We start from the raw sequence: 17,363 nt of genomic DNA, 5'->3' as shown, positions 1-17,363 counted from the left end.
CAGCCGTACCCGAGCGCCCAGCCCCGCCCCGGGCAGCCGGACCCGACCATCCAGCCCGTCGACGGGGAGGTGCTCCGTGCGCGGTAGCCCGCTGCACCAGCAGCCCGCGACCGACCCGGCGGCGCTGCCCTGGGCGACGCCGCTGCCCGGCCCGGTCCACCCGGTGGCCCCCGGCCGGGTCGTCCCGGCCGACCAGCCGCCGGCGGCACCGCAGCCGAACGGCGCCCACGCCGCCCCGGCCCACGCGCAGCCGCAGCACCACGCGCAGCCGCAGCCCCAGGGGCCCAGCGTCGTCCCCTCCCAGCTGCCCTCGCTCGACCTGCGCGGCGCCGGCACCCGCCCGGCCGTCGACCCGCAGGTCGCGCGCGAGATCAAGCGCCAGGTCGCCGCCGAACTGCACCAGCAGATCACCCGGCTGACCGCCGGTTCCGGCACCGAGCCGGACCGCGCCACCCGCCGCCAGCGCGGCCGCGCGCTGATCGAGGAGGCCGTCGCCCGCTGGTCCGACGCCTACGCGCAGACCCACGGCATCCCGCCGACCCGCGACCAGGACCGCGCGCTCTCCGAGGCCGTCTTCGACCTGCTGTTCCGGGCCGGCCGCCTCCAGCCCTACCTCGACGACCCGGAGATCGAGAACATCCTGATCAACGGCTGCGACGACGTCTGGGTCTCCCGGGTCCACCAGCCGCTGCGCCAGGTCCCGCCGGTCGCCGACAGCGACGCCGAACTCGTCGAGCTGCTCCAGGACCTCGCCCGCCAGCACGGCGGCGGCGAGCGCACCCTGTCCACCGCCAGCCCGACCCTCGCCCTGCGCCTGGAGGGCGGCATGCGCCTCCAGGCGCTCACCGAGGTCACCCCCCGCCCGTACGTGGCGATCCGCCGGCACCGGGTGGCCTCGGCAACCCTGCCCGAGATGGTCCGGCTCGGCACCCTGGACACCACCCTCGCCGCGTTCCTGGCCTCGGCCATCCGGGCCCGGAAGAACGTGATGATCACCGGCACCCAGGGCGTCGGCAAGACCAGCCTGCTGCGCGCGATGGCCGCCGAGATCCCGCCGGACGAGCGGATCGGCACCCTGGAGTCGGAGTTCGAGCTCTGGCTGCACACCCTCGGCCACCTGCGCCAGGTCGTCCCGATGGAGGCCCGCGAGGGCAACGGCGAACGGGTGGACGGGCGTTCGGCGGGCGAACTGACCATCGGCGACCTCATCCCGGCCGCGCTGCGGATGACGCTCTCGCGGATCATCGTCGGCGAGGTCCGCTCCGGCGAGGTCGTCCCGATGCTGCGCGTCATGACCAACGGCGAGGGCGGCTCGATGTGCACCCTCCACGCGCGCGGCCCGCACATGGTCGTCGACCGCATCGCGGAACTCTGCCTGGAGTACGGCTCGCACATGACCGACGCGCTCGCCTACCGGCTCACCGCCAACGCGGTCGACCTCATCGTGCACGTGGCGATGGTCGACGAGACGGCCGTCGGCGGCCGCCGGCACCGCTTCGTCTCGCACGTCCTGGAGGTCGCCGGCCTCGGGGAGAGCGGCCGGCCCGCGCTGAACACCGTGTTCGGGCCGCGCCCCGACCTCGGCGAGCCGCGCGCCGTCCCGCACACCCCGCCGCAGTGCCTGGACGACCTGCGCCGGGCCGGCTTCGACGCCGCGCTGCTCGGCTCCCGGTACGGCAGTTGGGCCGCGCCGCTGCAGCTCCGGATCGGCGGTGGCGCCCGATGATGCCGCTCTTCGTGCTCTGCGGACTGGCCGTCGCGGCCGGCCTGGTCGCCCTGGTGGTCTGGGCGCGCGGCAGCGACCCGGCGGAGGAACCGGAGGCGCGGGAGCCCAGTCCGCTGGCCTCCCGGCTGCACGTGTTCTGGTACGGCGCGCCCGGCACCGCCTCGCACCGGGTCGCCCGGCTGCGCCGCGTGCAGCTGCCGCTCGCGATGATCGGGGCGCCGCTCGGCTGGCTGTTCACCGGCATCCCGCTGAGCGTGCTGCTGGTGCCGCTGGCGGTGTTCGGCCTGCCCTGGCTGTTCGACGCCACCCGCTCGGACACCGACCGGATCGAGCGGCTGGAGGCGCTCTCCGAGTGGACCCAGCGGATCGCCGACGTGCTGCTGCTGGGCGTCGGCCTCAACCAGGCCATCGTGACCAGCCGGCGCACCGCGCCCGCCGCGATCGAGGCCGAGGTCGGCGAGCTGGCCGCCCGGTTGCAGGCCCGCTGGCGGCCGGAGGAGGCGCTGCGCCTGTTCGCCGACAACATGGCCGACGCCACCGCGGACAAGGTGCTGGCCGCGCTGCTGCTGCGGGCCGGGGACAGCGGTCCGGGCCTGGCCCGGGCGCTGGCCGACATGGCCGAGTCGGTGCGCGAGGAGGTCCGCCAGCGGCGCACCATCGAGGCCGACCGGGCCAAGCACCGCACCACCATCCGCTGGCTGGTCGGCATCATCCTGTTCGTCGTGGTGGTGGGCTCGTTCAACACCGAGTACACCCGCCCGTACAGCAGCGTGCTCGGGCAGATCGTGCTCGGCGTGGTCTGCGGCCTGTTCGTCGGGGTGATCGCCTGGATGCGGGCGCTGGCCTCGTACCCGCCGGTGCCGCGGCTGCTGGAGGCGGACCGGCGCAGCCGGACCGGCCGGGGGCTGTGGCGCCGGCGCGGCGAGGGCGGTACGGCCGCCGCGCCGGGGGCGGACGGAGGGCCCGAGCCCGGCGCGGCGGCCGGGGCCGAGGGCGGCGTGCGACTGTTCGGGGAGGCGCGATGATCTCCCCCTGGTCCGTGCTGGCCGGTGCCGTGGCGGCCGGCGGCGTCGCCATGCTGATCGCCGAACTCCGGCCCGCGCCGCCCGACCTGGGCCAGGCACTGGACCGGCTGCACCGGACCCCGGAGGAGCGCCCGCTCGACCCGGACGAGCGGCCGCGCTGGTTCGACCGGCTCGGCGAGCGCTCCATCGGCCTGCGCGGGGTACGCGTCCCCGAGCGGGAACTCGCCCTGATCGGCCGTACCCCGGCCCGGTTCATGGTGCACAAGCTGCTGTTCGCCCTGCTCGGGCTGGTGCTGCCGCCGTACCTGATGGTGGCGGCCCTGCTGATGGACCTGAGCCTGCCGTTCGCGCTGCCGCTGGTGGCCGGGCCGCTGCTGGCCGCGCTGCTCTGGTTCGTCCCGGACGCGATCGTGCGCGGGGAGGCCAAGGAGGCGCGGGTCGAGTATCTGCACGGCATCGCCGCCTACCTGGAGCTGGTCGCGATGGAGCGGGCCGCCGACCTCGGCCCGGCCGAGGCGCTGCGCCGGGCCGCCGCGGTCGGGCGGGGCGCGGTGTTCCGCCGGATCCGCGACGCGCTGGACCGGGCCGCCACCGACCGGCTGCCGCCGTGGGCCGGGCTGGACGCGCTGGCCGTGGAGCTGGGCCTCACCCCGCTCCAGGACCTCGCCGACATCATGCGGATCTCCGGCACCGACGGGGCCGCCGTCTACGACACGCTGCGGGCCCGGGCCAAGGGCCTGCGCGGCGAGCTGATGGCCGAGGACCTGGCCCGGGCCAACGCCGACAGCGAGCGGATGGTCGCGCCGGGCTCCGCCCTGACGATGCTGATGACCGTCCTGATCATCTTCCCCGCGCTCTACAAGATGCTCAACTGAACCGCCCCCTCCGCGGAGGTCAGCGCCTCCGTCACCACACCTCACCCCTGGGAGAACCCGATGAACCACCAGCTCAAGTCACTGGTCGGACGATTGGCGGGCACGATGCTGCTGCCCTTCCAGTTCGCCCTGATGCTGTTCCACTTCCGGATGGGCCGCGCCAAGGCCGCCCGGGCGCGCGGCGACAAGGGCGCCATCAGCATCGAGCTCGCGCTGGCCGTCATCGCACTGGTGTTCATCGCGGGCCTGGTGACGGTCGCCCTGGTCAACCTGAAGGACAACGTCGTCAAGAAGGTCGAGGAGGACCCGAACTACCCGCACGGCGGTGCGGCCACCTGATGACCCGCCGTCGTCGCCTCCGCCGTTCCGACCGGGGGTCGATGAGCCTGAGCCTGGCCATCGTCTTCCCGGTCGTCCTGATCCTGGTGCTGGCCGTCGCCCAGACCGGGCTGTGGTGGTACCAGCGCCAACTCGCGCTCAGCGCTGCCCGCGAGGGTGTGGACGCGGGGCGGGCCCAGGGGAAGCGGAGCGACGAGGAGAAGAACGAGGCGGCGCGCCGGCAGGCGGACGACTTCCTCAACCGGCAGGGCAACCGGGAGCACCGGGTCCTCACGGACGGCAGCTCACCGGTGCTGATCCGGGTGACCGTCGAGGTGAAGGCGCCGGTGATCGTGCCGTTCATCACGCCTCCGACCGTCACCCAGTTCGCCGAGGCGCCGCGCGAGCGCTTCGTCGCGCCGGCGGAGGTGGGGCCGTGAACGCCCGGGTGCGGTGCCGGTCCGCGCGCCCGGCCGGGTGGGTGCGGCGGCTCGCCGTCCGCCTCCCCGGCCGGTCGGCGCGCGGACGCGACGGCGGCAGCGCCGCCATCGAGGCGGCGATCGTCGCGCCCGCCGTGGTCGCGCTGATCCTGGTCGCGGTCGCGGCGGGCCGGGTGCAGACCGCCGCCGGCACGGTGGAGGCGGCGGCCCGCTCCGCCGCCCGGACGGCGTCGATGGCGCGCAGCGTGGACGGGATGGACGGCGCGGCGAAGAAGGCCGCCGAGGACGCCATGCGGCAGCAGGGCGTGCACTGCCGGAGCAGCGAGGTGGAGGTCGTGCACGGTGAACTGGTCAGCCACGGGGTGACCCTGGCGACGGTCGAGGTGGCGGTGCGGTGCGAGGTCGGTCTGGGCGATCTGGTCGGCGGGCCGGACGTGCCGCTGACGAAGACGCTCACCGGGCGGTTCGTCTCGGTCGTCGACCGGTACCGGGGTCAGTGAGGCGTGGACGGGGCGAGGATGTGTCAGGTCGTGGGTCGGGTGGTGACGGGGTTGTGAGGACGAGCGGGCCGGACGGGGATTGGAGAGCCGTCGGGCGGGGGAGACGCATGCGGAGGGCGCCCGGGGGAGGGCGGACGGACCGGTGGGGAGGGAACGCCATGGCACGCGGACGCGCGGTGCGGCGGTTCCGCCGCGCCCGGCTCGGCGGGCCGCTCGGCGGACGCACCGACCGGGGCGCGGTGTCGATCTTCGTCGCCATCTGCGCGGGCGGCCTGGTGCTGGTCATCGCGCTGGTCGTCGACGCCGGCGGCAAGCTGCGGCTCGCGGAACGGGTCGACAGCTACGCGCAGGAGGCCGCCCGGGTGGGCGGTCAGCAGCTCGACGAGGCGGCCCTGTTGCAGGGCCAGGGGTACAAGGTGCAGCGGGCGTACGTCGAGGAGGCGGCCAACAGCTACCTCCGGCTGTACGGCCTGAGCACCGACAGGGTGGAGTTCCTGGACGACGGCGCCACCGTCGAGATCACGGTGCGGGCCGAGTACCACCCCGTCCTGCTGGGCGACCTCGGGAAGCGGAAGGTCACGGGCAAGGGGCGCGCCACCCTCGTCCACGGAGTCAAGGAAGCGGAGACCGACTGATGGCCGCGCCACGCGTCAAGGACCAGACCCGTGCCGGGCGTCCGGCCCGGGGTGTGCCCACCACCACCCCCGCGTCCGGCCGACGGCCGGCGCCGCGCCCGCCCCGTCGGGCGGGCGGCGGCGGACGCGGCCGGGGCGGCGGCGTGCTAGCCGCGCTCGCGGCCCTGATCACCCTGCTCGGCCTGCTCCTCGGCCTCCCGGCGCTGCTGCTGTACGGCACCGGGGCGGTGGCCGACATGGGCCCGCTCGCCCCCGACGGCCTCGGCGCGCTGCTGACCAGCCCCGACGACGGGCGGCTGTTCCTGTGGCTGCTGGTGGTGGTCGGCTGGGTCGGCTGGGCCTGCTTCGCGCTCTCCGTGCTGCTGGAGATCCCGGCGCAGCTGCGCGGCCGGGTGGCCCGGCGGGTCCCGGCCTTCGGCTGGAGCCAGCGGGCCGCGGCCGGCCTGGTCGGCGCGGTGATCGCGCTGCTGCCGGTGGCCGGCGGGGCCTTCGCCGCCACCGCCGAGCACCCGCAGGCGGCCACCGCCGCGACGGCCCAGGTCACGGCCGGTGTGCAGCACGCGCTGCCGGCCGCCGCGCAGGCCGCGCCGTCGCTCGCGCCCGCCGCCGAGCCGCAGGCCGGCTACACGGTGCGGGACAGCCGGCCCGCCGACAGCCTCTGGTCCATCGCCGAGCGCCAACTGGGCTCCGGCGAGCGCTGGGTGGAGATCGCCAAGCTCAACGACGGCCGGGTGATGGACGATTCGGGCACCCGCTTCGACGCGGACCGGCCGATCCACCCCGGCTGGAACCTGCTGATGCCGGCCGACGCCAAGCCCGACGCCGCGCCCGCCCCTGCTCCGGCCCCGGCCCCGGCTCCGGCCGGGACGCCGCAGGCCGGCACGCCCGGCGCGTCCGGCGCGTCCGGCGCGTCCGGCGGTGCGGCCCAGGGCGGCGGCACCGTCACCGTCAAGGAGGGCGACAGCCTCTCGGCCATCGCCGAGCGGTCGATGGGGGACGCCGAGGCCTGGCCGCAGCTGTTCGAGGCCAACAAGGGCGCCCAGGCGCCGGACGGCGAACGGCTCACCGACCCGGACGTCGTCGCGCCGGGCATGGTGCTCACCCTGCCCGGGGCGGCCGCGCCCGCCCCGGCCCCCGCCGCCGACCAGGCCCCCGCGCCGGCCGCCGAGCCCGCGCCCGCCCCGACCCCGCCGCCGCCCGCGCCGGGCACCCAGGCCCCCTCGGCGCCCGCTGCCGAGACGCCCGCGCCGGCCCAGGCGCCCGCCGCCGGACAGCCGTCCGCGCCCGCCGCGCAGGCCGACGCCCAGGCGCCCGCCGCCCACGCCGAGCAGGCCCCGGACGACGACTACACCGTGGCCCTCGCCGCCTCCACCGTCGGCGTCCTGCTCGCCGCGATCATGGTCGGCACCGTCGCCCGCAAGCGCGGCGGCCAGCTGCGCGCCCGCCGTCCCCGGCACCGCATCGCCCTGCCCGCCGCCCCGGCCGCCGCCTTCGAGGCCGAGCTGAAGGCCCGCCAGGACGACGCCGGCCTCGACCTGCTCGACCGCGCCCTGCGCAGCATGGCCCGCAACACCGTGCGCGGCGGCAAGCGGCTGCCCGCGATCGTCGCCGCCCGGATCACCCCCGGCCGCACGATCGAGCTCCACCTCTCCGGGGCCGCCGCCCCCATCGCGCCGTTCCGCGTCGCCCACGCGCCCAACATCTGGTGGTGCGCCGCCGACTCCGAGGGCCTGCTCTCGCCGGCCCAGGCCCGCAAGACCGCCGCCCCCTACCCGGCGCTGGTCACCCTCGGCTCCGCCGCCGACGGCTCGGTGGTCCTCGCCGACCTGGAGACCGTCCGGCTGCTGCACCTCTCCGGCCACCCGGACGACGCCCGCGACGTGCTGCGCACCCTCGCCCTCGAACTCGCCCACAGCCCGCTCGCCGACCGCCTCCACCTGCACCTGGTCGACCTCGCCGAGGAGGTGCCGATCAGCGGCCCCGCCGCCGAGCGGATCCACCGCCACACCACCCTGGAGGCCGCGCTCGCCGCCCTCGGCCCGCGCACCGCCAAGGCCCGCGCGACGCTGGTGGCCGCCGAGTCCGCCAGCCCCCGGGACGCCCGCAGCCGCGGCCTGGCCGACGAGTCCTGGGTGCCCGAGATCGTGCTCTGCGCCCACCAGCCCGGCGGGGAGGTCCCGGCCGAACTGGGCAGGCTGCTCGACGCCCGCCCGCGCACCTGCGTCGCCGTGGTCACCCGCGCCCCCGAGCGCGGCACCGGCCCGGTCGCCCGCTGGACCCTCCCGGCCACCGGCCAGGCCACCATCCCCGGTCTGCACCTCACCCTGGAACTCCAGCGGCTGACCACCGGCCAGTACGAGCAGGTGGCCGAGCTGCTGCGGAGCGCCGACGACACCACCCAGCACCCCGCCCCCGCCTGGACCCTGGACGGCGAGGAGCTGGAGCCGGCCGACCTGCCGGTGCCCGTCCCGGTGCTCGCGGGCGTCGGCGCGGCCGCCGGCCCGGGCCCGGACGGCCCGGCGGGCTTCTCGTTCGCCGCGCTGGACGCCGCCTTCGGCGGGCCGGACGACGCGGACGACGCGGACGCGGACGCCGACGGCGGCCCCGGGGCCGCCGGGCCGCGCCTGCTGGCCCGGGTGATCGGCACCGGCGCCAGCCCGTTCGCCGGCACCGACCCGGCCTCGCCGCTCCCGGGCGCCGCCGGACCGGCCGCGCTGCCCGCCCCGCGCCACCTCATCAACGGGCTCGGCCGCCAGGCCGGCGCCTCCGCCGTGCCGGCCGGCCCGGCCGCCGCGTTCCCGGTCGCGCCGGTGACGGGGGAGCCCGCGGCGGACGGGTCCGGGGGCTTCGACGGGGACGAGACGACGCAGAACCTCGGCCTGCCGGGTCCCGCCGCGCTGATCGAGCCCGTCGCGCCCGCCGCCCCCGTCGCGCCCACCGAGCCGGTCGAGCCCGTCCAGCCGGTGGCGCCCGTGGTCCCGGGGGCCACGGCGGCCCCGGCCGTCCCCGCTCCGGCGCCCGCCCTCGACGCGGCGCCCGTTCCGGTGGCCATCCCCGCGCCCGCCCCGGTCCCGGAGCCCGAGCGGGTCCCCGAACCGGTGCCGACGCACGACCCGGCCCCGGCCCCCACCGCCGCCCACCCGCGCGTCCCGGCCCGCCCCGAGCCCGGACCCGCCGCCACCGCACCCGTCGCTCGGACCACCTCCGGCCGCAGCGACAGCGACGACCTGCTCGCCATCCTCCGCTCCCCGGAGGCGCACGCCACCCGCAGCACCCCCCGGATCCGCCTGCTCGGCCCGGTCGACGTCGCGGGCACCGGCGGCAGCGCCGAACCCGGCACGGTCGACCGGCTCACCGAACTCGCCGCCTACCTGGCCCTGCGCCCCGGCGCCGACCACACCGCCCTCGACCACGACCTGCACCCGGGCGCGGCCCACCTCGACCCGCACCCCACCGCCGCCGACGCCCGCAGCCCGCTGACCGACAAGCTCGCCGACCTGGCCGCCTGGCTGGGCACCGCCCCGGACGGCCGGCCGTTCCTGCCCACCGACGCGGCCGACGGCTACACCTTCGCGCCCGCCGTCACCTGCGACTGGGACGAGTTCCGCAGCCTCTACCGGCGCGGCATGCGCAGCACCAGCGCCACCGCCGACGCGGCCCTCGCCCACGCCCTCGCCCTGGTCCGCGGCGCCCCGTTCGCCGAGGCCCCGCCCGCCGCCTACGGCTGGGCGGAGGGCGAACGGCAGGACATGATCGCCGCGATCGTCGACACCGCCCACGAACTCGCCGCCCGCCGCCTCCAGTACGGCGACCACCGCAGCGCCGAGGCCGCCGTCTTCCGCGGCCTCGCCGTCGCCCCGGACGTCGAACTGCTGCACCGCGACCTGTTCTACGCCTACGCCTCCGCCGGCGCCCGCGACCAACTCCTGCGCGCCGTCAACCGCCTGGACGCCCTCAGCCGCCGCACCGGCCGCGACCTGGACGCCGACACCGTCGCCCTCCTCCGCGACCTCCTCGCCGGCTCCTGACCCACCCCTCTGGCCCGGAGCGGGAAGTCGGCCCACCCGACTCCCCACTCCGGGCCGCTCCATCTCCGCCCCGCGGGGCCGGAGCAGGAAGTCGGCCTGATCGACTTCCCACTCCGCCGGCCCTCGCGGCGAATCCTCTTCGCAGGCTCCGGGCCTGCCCGCCGTGTGGCCTCGGGTGAAGCGGGAAGTCGGCCCGGTCGACGTCCCACTCCGCCGGTCCGGTGGTGAATCGTTTCTGTGGCTCTCCTGCCCGTTGCCGATGCCCGGTTGTCGTGCGATTCCGGGGTTCTCGGGTGGGCCGGGCTGGCGCAGGAAGTCGGCCGACTCGACTTCCTGCGCCAACCGGCCGGTCGGTGCCGCTTGCTCGCGGACTCCCGGCCCGCCCTTCCTGCGGCCCTGCGCCGCCGACCGGGCTGGAGTGGGAAGTCGGCTTGGCCGACTTTCTGCGCTCGCCAGTCCGGTGATGAATCGTTCCTGCTGGTTGCCGGGCTGGTCTGACGTCCTGGCTGTCGCGTGACTCCGGGCCTGTCGGGTGGGGAGGGTGGCGCAGGAGGTCGGTCCGGTCGACTTCCTGCGCCCATGGTTTGGTCGCGCACCTCTCGTGGGCGTCTGGTCTCGCCGGGGCGGCGGCGGTTGGTTGGCCCCCCGGTGGCGCGGCCCTTCGCCCGGCGGTCCGGCTGGGAGTGGAGGGGTGGCTGGATCGGCTCCGGCTGTCGCAGGCCTCGCCGCCGTCCGGCTTCCGCCGGGGCTGCGGTCCGGTGGTGTCGGTGGGGAGTGGGAAGTCGATTCGGTCGACTTTCTGCTCCTGTCGGCCCGGTGATGAATCGTTTCTGCTGAGCGGTGGCGTGTTCTGGCGCCTCGACCGTTGCCCGGTAGGTCTGTCCGCCGGGGTCGTGTTTCGGGGGCTCCGACTCGGTGCGGAGTGGGAAGTCGGGGTGGCCGACTTCCTGGGCGGGCGGCGCTTGGTGGGCTGTCCGGCGGAGCGGGCGAGGCGGGTTGCCCGGAGCGTGGGGCCGGGGGCGTGTCAACGTCGACCCGGCCTGGATCGGGTGTGGCGGGATCTCGTAGGGTGGCGCACACGGGTGTGGTGGCAGGCGCCACGCGGGGTAGAGGCAGCAGACGCCGCTGAGCGGCGGGGCGGGGCGGTGACCTGGAGATGGCGGAGACGAGGACGGTCCCCGGAGGTCCCGAGCCCGTATCGGACACGGGGACCCGGGACGCCGTACCGCCGCCGTCCGCGCGCAACGCCTACGAGGAGCACCCGCCCGGGCCGGCCGCCCTGTACGAGCCCCCCGCCCCCGCCCCCGGACCGGTGCCCGGACCGCCCGCGCCGTCCACCGGATGGACCGTCATCGGCATGCCCGCCATGGGCGGCGCCCCCGTCGGCCCGGCCGTCCCGCCGATGTTCACCGCCCCCGGCACCACCCCCGCGCACGGCCTGCCCGGCTTCGGCGGCCTGGGCGGCGGGCCGCGCGGCCGGATCCTGGTCGTCGAGGGCGGCTACGGCACCTCCGGCCGCCGCACCTGGGGCCGCGGCGGCCCGGCGCAGGCGCCGGTGTTGTCCGCGATGCTCGCCGCCGTCTCCCCGCAGGTGCTGCTCGCCGCCGACGCCGTCGACGCCGTCCACCTGCCCGGCGCCAGCGACCCGCACACCGTCCTCGCCCATCTGCGCGCCGCCGCCCGCCACCCCGGGCCGCTGCTCGTCCACCTCGGCGGACACCTGCTCGCCGACAAGCGCGGCGGCCAACTCCACCTCACCCTGCGGGACTCCAAGCCCGGCAGCATCCGCCAGGACGGCCTCGCCTGGCAGGCGATCGCCGGAGAGCTGCGGAACCGCCCGGCGGACTGGCAGACCCTGGTCATCGCCGACCTGAGCGCCGACCAGAACGCCTGGCCGCTGCTCCAGGGCGCCGCCCCGGCGCTCGGCGACGGCCTGCCGCTGTGGGCCGTCATCAGCCCCGACCCCGAGCAGATCGGCACGTTCACCCGCGCGCTGATCGAGGCCCTGCACGGCGGCCGCCCGGGCGCCGAGGCCGTCCTGGCCCCCGAGCAGCTGCGCCAGCAGGTGTACTCGGTGCTCCGCCCCGACGTGATCGTGCTCAGCACGCACGCGCCGGACCGCCCCGTGTTCCGCAACACCGCCCGGCGCGGCGAGGGCCCGTTCCCCGAGGCCGTCCCGTACGAGGGGCCGAGCCCGGCCGCCGTGCTGCCCCGCCCGGCCGCGCAGGAGGAGGCCGCCTGGACGGGGGAGCGGCCGTGGGGCGGTGCGCCGCGCGAGGCCGTCCCGCAGGACGCCGTGCAGGACGTCGTGCAGGACCTCGTGCCCCAGGACGCGGTGCCGCCGCTCCGACCGGCCGTCACCTTGGACAAGCCGGCCGCCGTCGTGGCCGCCCCGGTGTTCGAGCGGACGCTGCCGGAGGCGCCGGTGCCCGAGGGACCGGTGAACCTGATCAAGCCCGGCGTGCCGCCCACGCCGCCGCTCCCGCCGCAGCCGGTCGACCTGGTGAAGCCCGGTGCCTGGCAGCCCCCGGCCCCCGAGCCCGTGGTCGAGGCTGAGACCGAGGCAGAGCCGGTGCCGGTCGACGAGCCCGCTCCCGCGTCCGCCGACGAGCCCGAGGCCGAGGTCGCCGAGGTCCCCGAGGTCGAGGTCCCCGAGGTCGAGGTCGCCGAGGTCGAGGCCGCCGAGGTCGAGGCCGAGCCCGAGGCCGAGCCGGTGGCGACCGACGATCCCGCTCCCGAGCCCGCCCCCGCCCCCGCCCCCGAGGCGGACCTCTCCGAGCCCCGCGCCGACTACCGCGAGGTGATCGGCCGGATCGTCCGCAGCGCCGACGCGGGCGACCACGCGGCCGCCACCGACCTGGCCTTCGCCCTCGAACTGGAGGCGATCGCCGAGCACGGCCCGGCCTCCGCCCCGGTGCTGCAGGTCCGTCAGGTCCGCGCCCACGTCTCCCGCCTCGCCGGGCGGCCGGCCGAGGCGGCCGACATCTACCGCGAGGTCGCCCTCTCCCTGCTGAACAGCCACGGGGCCGAGCACCCGGAGACCCAGCACGCGGCGACCAACGCCGAGGCCTGCTGGCGGGCGATCGCGGACCGTACGGAGGCGCTCCGGATCGCCCCGGAGATCATCGAGCTGCGCGCCCACCTCCCGGGCCCCGACGGCCGCAAGCTCCGGGCCGCCGAACGCCACCTCGCCACCCTCGCCGCCGCCCGGCCCGACCCCGCCTGACCCGGGATGGACATCCTGTCGGCGATCTCGAACGCCGTGGCCCGGTGGCAGGAGAACCGCCGCCACGCCGAGCGCTCCCTGCGGACCGGCGAGCCCTGGCCGCTGACGGACGTGGCGGCGTTCGTGGCGGCGGTCGAGGCGTCGGGCCTCTTCGAGTCGGTGGAGGTGGTGCCGGTCGAGCCGCCGCGGCTCTTCGATCTCCGCTTGGAGGCTTCGGAGGACCATTTCTTCATCGTGATGGTGGTGGACGGCTACAGCGCCTGCCGGATCGTGTTCGACGACTACGTCTTCGACTGGGTGCCGACCTGCCTCGCGCTCGAATTCCTTCAGGCCGTGATCGCCGGTGAGGTCGAGGTGACCCTTTCGCCGTCGGGCGGTCAGGTGCTGGTGGGCGTCCCGCTGGCCGGAGAAGGGACCTGGCGGGAGTCCCGGGACTTCCGGGGCGGGTTCGAGCCGTGGGAGGCCCGGGCGATGGCCCGGGGCAGGGCGCCGGAGCACTGACGGACCGGGAAAACCGGGCGACCACGTACCGGAGGCCGCCTATGCTCGCCGCCGTGGACGATGAGCTGTCGAAGATCCTGGCGATGCCGCTGACCAACCGGAACGCCCTGAAGCTGGAGAGGCTGGCGGGCCGTCGCCTCAAGCGCGGGGACGCGGCGTTCGTGGCGGACCTCGGCATCGGGCTGGCGCGGAGCCATCGCTCGGCGGCGGAGTTCGACGGCCTCTTCGACCGGCTGGTGCGGCGGCTCGCGGTGACCCGCGGGCCCGGGAACGTCGGCCAGCTGCTGCGACTGCTCGCCGCGGGCGGGCCGGACGATCCCGCGTACGACCGCTACGTGGCGTCGGTGCTGGCGGCCTGCCGGCGACCCGAGGACCTGACCGTGGTGTTCGACGACGGCCCCGAGGGCGGGGCAGCCTCGGAGGAGCTGCGGGCCTGTCTGCTGCACGAACTGGTGCTCAGGGGCGTCCCGGTGGCGGACACCCCGGGCGTCGCCGGGTGGGCGACCTCGCCGCACTGGCGCGACCACCCCTTGGGCGGCCTGCCGCTGGCGCCGATGGCGGCGGAGCGGGAGCCGGACCTGCCGTACTACGGAATCGACGGTGGCAGCTACGGGTTGCCGTACTGGGACCCGGAGGACCGCCACGCGGCGCCCCGGCTGGACGTCCGGGTGCCGGCGGTGGTGGAGACGACGACCGCAGCCACCGCGGCGGCCGTTGCGGCGGCCGTGGCGAACTGGGCCGAGCACCCGGATGAGCCGGAGGGCCGCTTCGAGGCGCGGACCTTCGCCTTCGCGGAGCCCCTGGAGCCGGACGCGGTGCCCGGCGCCCTCGTGGCGCTGGGCCTGGACTGCCTGGCGGACCTGGGAGACCTGCCGGACCCGGGGGAGGAGACCGGGTTCGGAGTGGTCGCCGTCGAAGCGGCCGAGGTCTGGCAGGTGCTGTTCGCCGCGGCCTCCACGGGCGGTGCGTACGACTCCGGTTGCCACGGGGCGTACGGCCGGCTCCAGGCGTGGCGCTCGCTCGCCGCGCTCGCCGGGGCCCCGGCGGACGCGTCGGCCGGGGAGGCCGAGGAGTATGTCCGGGGTGGTGCCTGGTACCGGTTCGGTGCCGCCACCCCGTGGTTCCACCGGGTGGTGTGGGACCTGGGCGTGCTGGCCGTTGCCCCGGACCGCCGTCGGCTGGCCGTCCTGGCCGCGACGACGACCGACTGACGGAGTGGGAAGTCGGTCGGTCCGACTTCCCACTCCGTTGCGGAGCGCGGTGGTGCGCGCCCGGCGCGTGGAGGTGAGCGCGAGGTGCGGCTCGAACCCGTGCCCCGGCGTGTGCCGCTGGCGGTCGGCTCCGCGAGTGTGACCGGTGTGGGTGGAAGCTCCTCCGGTCCAAGGGAGTTGAGCGTCGGGACGGTCACCTGTGGTCCGGCGGGACGGCGGTCGGTGGCGGCTCTCGGAGACGGAGGGCGGCCCGGGGGCGGCGAGGAGAACGTCGGATCCTGAGGGAACGGGCCCTCTCCCGCACTACGCTGACGATGCATTCGGCGGGCACGGTGCGTGCGTGCGCGTGTGCGGACAGTGCGGCGTGGTGGAGAGCAGGGGAGGCCGAAATGGTCGAGGTTCGGGGCGGCGGCGAGAGCGGCGAGGTGCGCCCGCAGTTGGACGAGGACCTGTCGGAGGTGTCGGACTTCCTGCGGGCGATCGGGCGGCAGATCAAGCTGCTGCGCGAGCGGGCGGGGATGACGCAGAAGGAGTTCGCGAAGGAGGTCGGCTACACCGAGAGCCTGATCGGCGCGGTGGAGCAGGGGAAGCGGACGCCGCAGCGGGAGTTGCTGGTGGCGGCGGAGCGGGTGCTGGACGCGAGAGGGCTGCTGCTCGTCATCGCGGAGGACATCGAGCGGGCGAAGGCCAGGGCGCGGGTGCGACACCCCGAGTGGTTCCGGAACTACGCCAGCTTGGAGGCGTCGGCCCTCGAACACCACGACTGGAGCGCCTACCTGGCGCCGGGACTCCTCCAGACCGAGGACTACGCCCGGGCGGTGTTCCGTATGAGGCAGCCGCTGCTGGCGGAGGAGATGGTCGAGATCCGGGTGTCGGCCCGGATGGCGCGACAGGAGATCCTCACCCGGTGGCCCCATGCGGTCTTCAGCTGGGTGATCGACGAGGGTGTTCTGCACCGGAGGCTCGGCGGTCCGGAGGTGCACAGGGGGCAGCTCGAACGGTTCCTGGAGATCGGGGACACCCGTGGCATGACGCTTCAGATCATGCCGATGGACCGAGCCGAGAACGCCGGCATGGACGGTTCTTTCATCCTGATCACGCCCAAGGGGCGCCCGCAGACCGGCTATATGGAAGTCCAGATGAACGGTAGGCTCATCACGGATGCGGAGGAGGTCCGTCTCCTGAACGTGCGGTACGGCACCCTCAGGGCGCAGGCGCACTCTCCGCAGGATTCCCTGTCCTTGATCGAGAAGATGCTGGGAGAGCGATGAGCGGCGATCTGGTGTGGTTCAAGAGCAGCTACAGCGGTGGCGAGGGCGGCGCCTGCGTCGAGGTCGCCGAGGCCACCGAGTCGGTCCTGGTGCGTGATTCCAAGGACAAGTCCGGCCCTCAGCTCACCTTCTCGTCGGCAGCCTGGGAGTCCTTCGTCGAGTTCGCGCAGACGATCTGACGGCGCGGCCGTCCGCCCGTCGGCGGACGGCCGCTTTCTGTCCTACCGTCCGGCGAGGGCGTGGACAAAACGGTGGGCGTCGATGGTGCCGAGGCCGCTGGCGAGGTCGTAGCCCTTGGTGGCCTGGTAGCCGGTGACGTCGCCCCAGGAGTTGTCCCCGGTGGTCACGTCCACCAGGCCGCTCCACTTCTCGGGGAGCAGGTCGAGGCCGTAGAGCCGCCAGTTGAGCTGGCCGAGGCGGTGGCCGGCGAGCTGGTCGGCGAGGGCGACCACGCCGGAGAAGATCGGCGCCGCCTCGCTGGTGCCGCCGGTGAGGTGCCAGCCGGCGCGGGCCGGGTCGTAGGACTCGTAGGTCCAGGCGCCGCCGTCGACGGCCGCGCTCATGCTGATGTCGGGGGTGCCGCGGTGGTTGCCGGTGACCCGGGCGACGCCCGCCTGGTAGAGCGGCCGCTCGAACACGCCGGAGGCCCCGCCACCGCCCGCGCCGTACGCGTCGTGCCAGACCTTGTCGGGCGCGGTGCGCTTCCCGGCGTCGTCCAGGGTGAGCTGGGTGCCGCCGACGGAGGTGACCAGCGGGTCGGAGGAGGGCCAGGAGTTGACCCGGTAGGGGTAGAGGTCGGTGCCGTTCTGCTGGTAGTCGGTGGCGCCGGCGTCGCCCGAGGAGGCGAGCACGGTGACGTCGTGCGCGGCGGCCTCCTTGAAGGCGTAGCGCAGGTCGGTCAGCGAGCGGAAGTCGCCCTTGTCGAAGCCCGGGAAGGTGTTCTCGGTGGCGCCGAAGCTCTGCGAGATGACGTCGGCGCGGCCGGAGCGGATGAGGGCCTGTTCGGCGTCCATCATCTCGGGCAGGCCGGTGGTGCCCTCGGTCTCGGCGACGCCGGTCTCGACCAGGATGATGTGGGCGTCCGGCGCGATGGCGTGGGCGTACTCGACGTCGAGGGTGGCCTCGCCCGCCCAGCCGGTGTGGTCGGGGTTGGCGGGGTCGAACGGGGGGACGTCGCCCCACTTGACCACCTCGACCTGGGTGTTCGGCAGACCCCACTGCTGGTCGAAGACCTCCAGGTCGTGCTGGATGGTGGGGGAGCCGAAGGAGTCGACGATGACGATGGTGCGGCCCTTGCCGGTGACGCCCTCCTGGTAGAGGGGGTTCAGGTTGTAGGCCTCGCGGTACTGGATCGGCGAGTAGCAGTGGATGCCGAGTTCGCTGACGCACTGCGAGGTGGTGAGCGGCGCCGTGCGGCCGGCGGCGTTCACCCGGCCGGCCGAGGCGGGGCGGACGTGGACGCCGGCAGCGCTCGGCGCGGCGGTGGCGGTGGTGCCGGCGGTGCTGGAGCCGGTGGAGACCGTGCCGGCCGCGAGGGCGGTGGCCCCGACGGCGAGCAGGGCCAGGGCGCGGCGGAGGGTGCGAGGGCTGCCCATGGGACTCCTAGG

Annotated in this window: 14 protein-coding genes; 13 read left to right on the top strand and 1 reads right to left on the bottom strand. The window is 75.9% G+C overall.

Translation table 11 applies throughout. The features are described 5' to 3' along the window. The first annotated feature begins 76 nt into the window (after window positions 1–76). The 13 genes from ACFC0B_RS12640 to ACFC0B_RS12580 all read left to right on the top strand — a co-directional run bounded on the left by ACFC0B_RS12640 (window position 77) and on the right by ACFC0B_RS12580 (window position 15,935). On the top strand, window positions 77–1,726 hold the full coding sequence (locus ACFC0B_RS12640) for a CpaF family protein (protein WP_376085349.1): 1,650 nt from the start codon (window positions 77–79) through the stop codon (window positions 1,724–1,726). After that, on the top strand, window positions 1,723–2,751 hold the full coding sequence (locus ACFC0B_RS12635; protein ID WP_376085347.1) for a type II secretion system F family protein: 1,029 nt from the start codon (window positions 1,723–1,725) through the stop codon (window positions 2,749–2,751). Before ACFC0B_RS12640 ends, ACFC0B_RS12635 begins: the two co-directional genes overlap by 4 nt. After that, complete coding sequence (locus ACFC0B_RS12630) at window positions 2,748–3,626, top strand: hypothetical protein (protein ID WP_376085345.1); 879 nt, start codon at window positions 2,748–2,750, stop codon at window positions 3,624–3,626. The genes ACFC0B_RS12635 and ACFC0B_RS12630 overlap by 4 nt, the downstream gene beginning before the upstream one ends. 60 nt (window positions 3,627–3,686) lie before the next feature. Then, window positions 3,687–3,965: a hypothetical protein gene (locus ACFC0B_RS12625; protein WP_376085344.1), complete on the top strand. Its 279-nt coding sequence runs from the start codon at window positions 3,687–3,689 to the stop codon at window positions 3,963–3,965. 41 nt (window positions 3,966–4,006) lie between these two features. Continuing rightward, entirely contained in the window at window positions 4,007–4,384 is a 378-nt protein-coding gene (locus ACFC0B_RS12620) for a TadE family protein (protein WP_376085342.1), read from the top strand. After that, entirely contained in the window at window positions 4,381–4,884 is a 504-nt protein-coding gene (locus ACFC0B_RS12615; RefSeq protein WP_376085340.1) for a TadE/TadG family type IV pilus assembly protein, read from the top strand. Before ACFC0B_RS12620 ends, ACFC0B_RS12615 begins: the two co-directional genes overlap by 4 nt. 158 nt (window positions 4,885–5,042) lie before the next feature. Further along, entirely contained in the window at window positions 5,043–5,519 is a 477-nt protein-coding gene (locus ACFC0B_RS12610; RefSeq protein ID WP_376085338.1) for a pilus assembly protein TadG-related protein, read from the top strand. Continuing rightward, window positions 5,519–9,547 (top strand): LysM peptidoglycan-binding domain-containing protein, encoded by a 4,029-nt coding sequence (locus ACFC0B_RS12605; RefSeq protein ID WP_376085337.1) that lies wholly within the window; start codon window positions 5,519–5,521, stop codon window positions 9,545–9,547. The genes ACFC0B_RS12610 and ACFC0B_RS12605 overlap by 1 nt, the downstream gene beginning before the upstream one ends. Before the next feature lie 1,156 nt (window positions 9,548–10,703). Continuing rightward, window positions 10,704–12,773 carry a hypothetical protein gene (locus ACFC0B_RS12600; RefSeq protein WP_376085336.1) on the top strand — a complete coding sequence of 690 codons (2,070 nt, stop codon included), beginning with the start codon at window positions 10,704–10,706 and terminating at the stop codon, window positions 12,771–12,773. Window positions 12,774–12,779: 6 nt separating this feature from the next. Continuing rightward, entirely contained in the window at window positions 12,780–13,274 is a 495-nt protein-coding gene (locus tag ACFC0B_RS12595) for a hypothetical protein (RefSeq protein WP_376085334.1), read from the top strand. 53 nt (window positions 13,275–13,327) lie between these two features. Further along, window positions 13,328–14,485, top strand: coding sequence for a DUF6183 family protein (locus ACFC0B_RS12590; protein ID WP_376085332.1), 1,158 nt, complete (start codon window positions 13,328–13,330; stop codon window positions 14,483–14,485). A gap of 389 nt (window positions 14,486–14,874) precedes the next feature. After that, window positions 14,875–15,756, top strand: coding sequence for a Scr1 family TA system antitoxin-like transcriptional regulator (locus ACFC0B_RS12585; RefSeq protein ID WP_376085330.1), 882 nt, complete (start codon window positions 14,875–14,877; stop codon window positions 15,754–15,756). After that, window positions 15,753–15,935 carry a DUF397 domain-containing protein gene (locus ACFC0B_RS12580; RefSeq protein ID WP_376085328.1) on the top strand — a complete coding sequence of 61 codons (183 nt, stop codon included), beginning with the start codon at window positions 15,753–15,755 and terminating at the stop codon, window positions 15,933–15,935. Before ACFC0B_RS12585 ends, ACFC0B_RS12580 begins: the two co-directional genes overlap by 4 nt. A 42-nt stretch (window positions 15,936–15,977) precedes the next feature. On the opposite strand, the gene ACFC0B_RS12575 is transcribed toward ACFC0B_RS12580, so the two are convergent. After that, window positions 15,978–17,351 carry a S8 family serine peptidase gene (locus ACFC0B_RS12575; RefSeq protein ID WP_376085326.1) on the bottom strand — a complete coding sequence of 458 codons (1,374 nt, stop codon included), beginning with the start codon at window positions 17,349–17,351 and terminating at the stop codon, window positions 15,978–15,980. Window positions 17,352–17,363 lie beyond the last annotated feature (12 nt).

It is taken from the genome of Kitasatospora sp. NPDC056184, from assembly GCF_042268405.1.
Classification (GTDB): Bacteria; Actinomycetota; Actinomycetes; order Streptomycetales; family Streptomycetaceae; genus Kitasatospora.
This window is presented reverse-complemented; position numbering and strand designations above follow the sequence as displayed.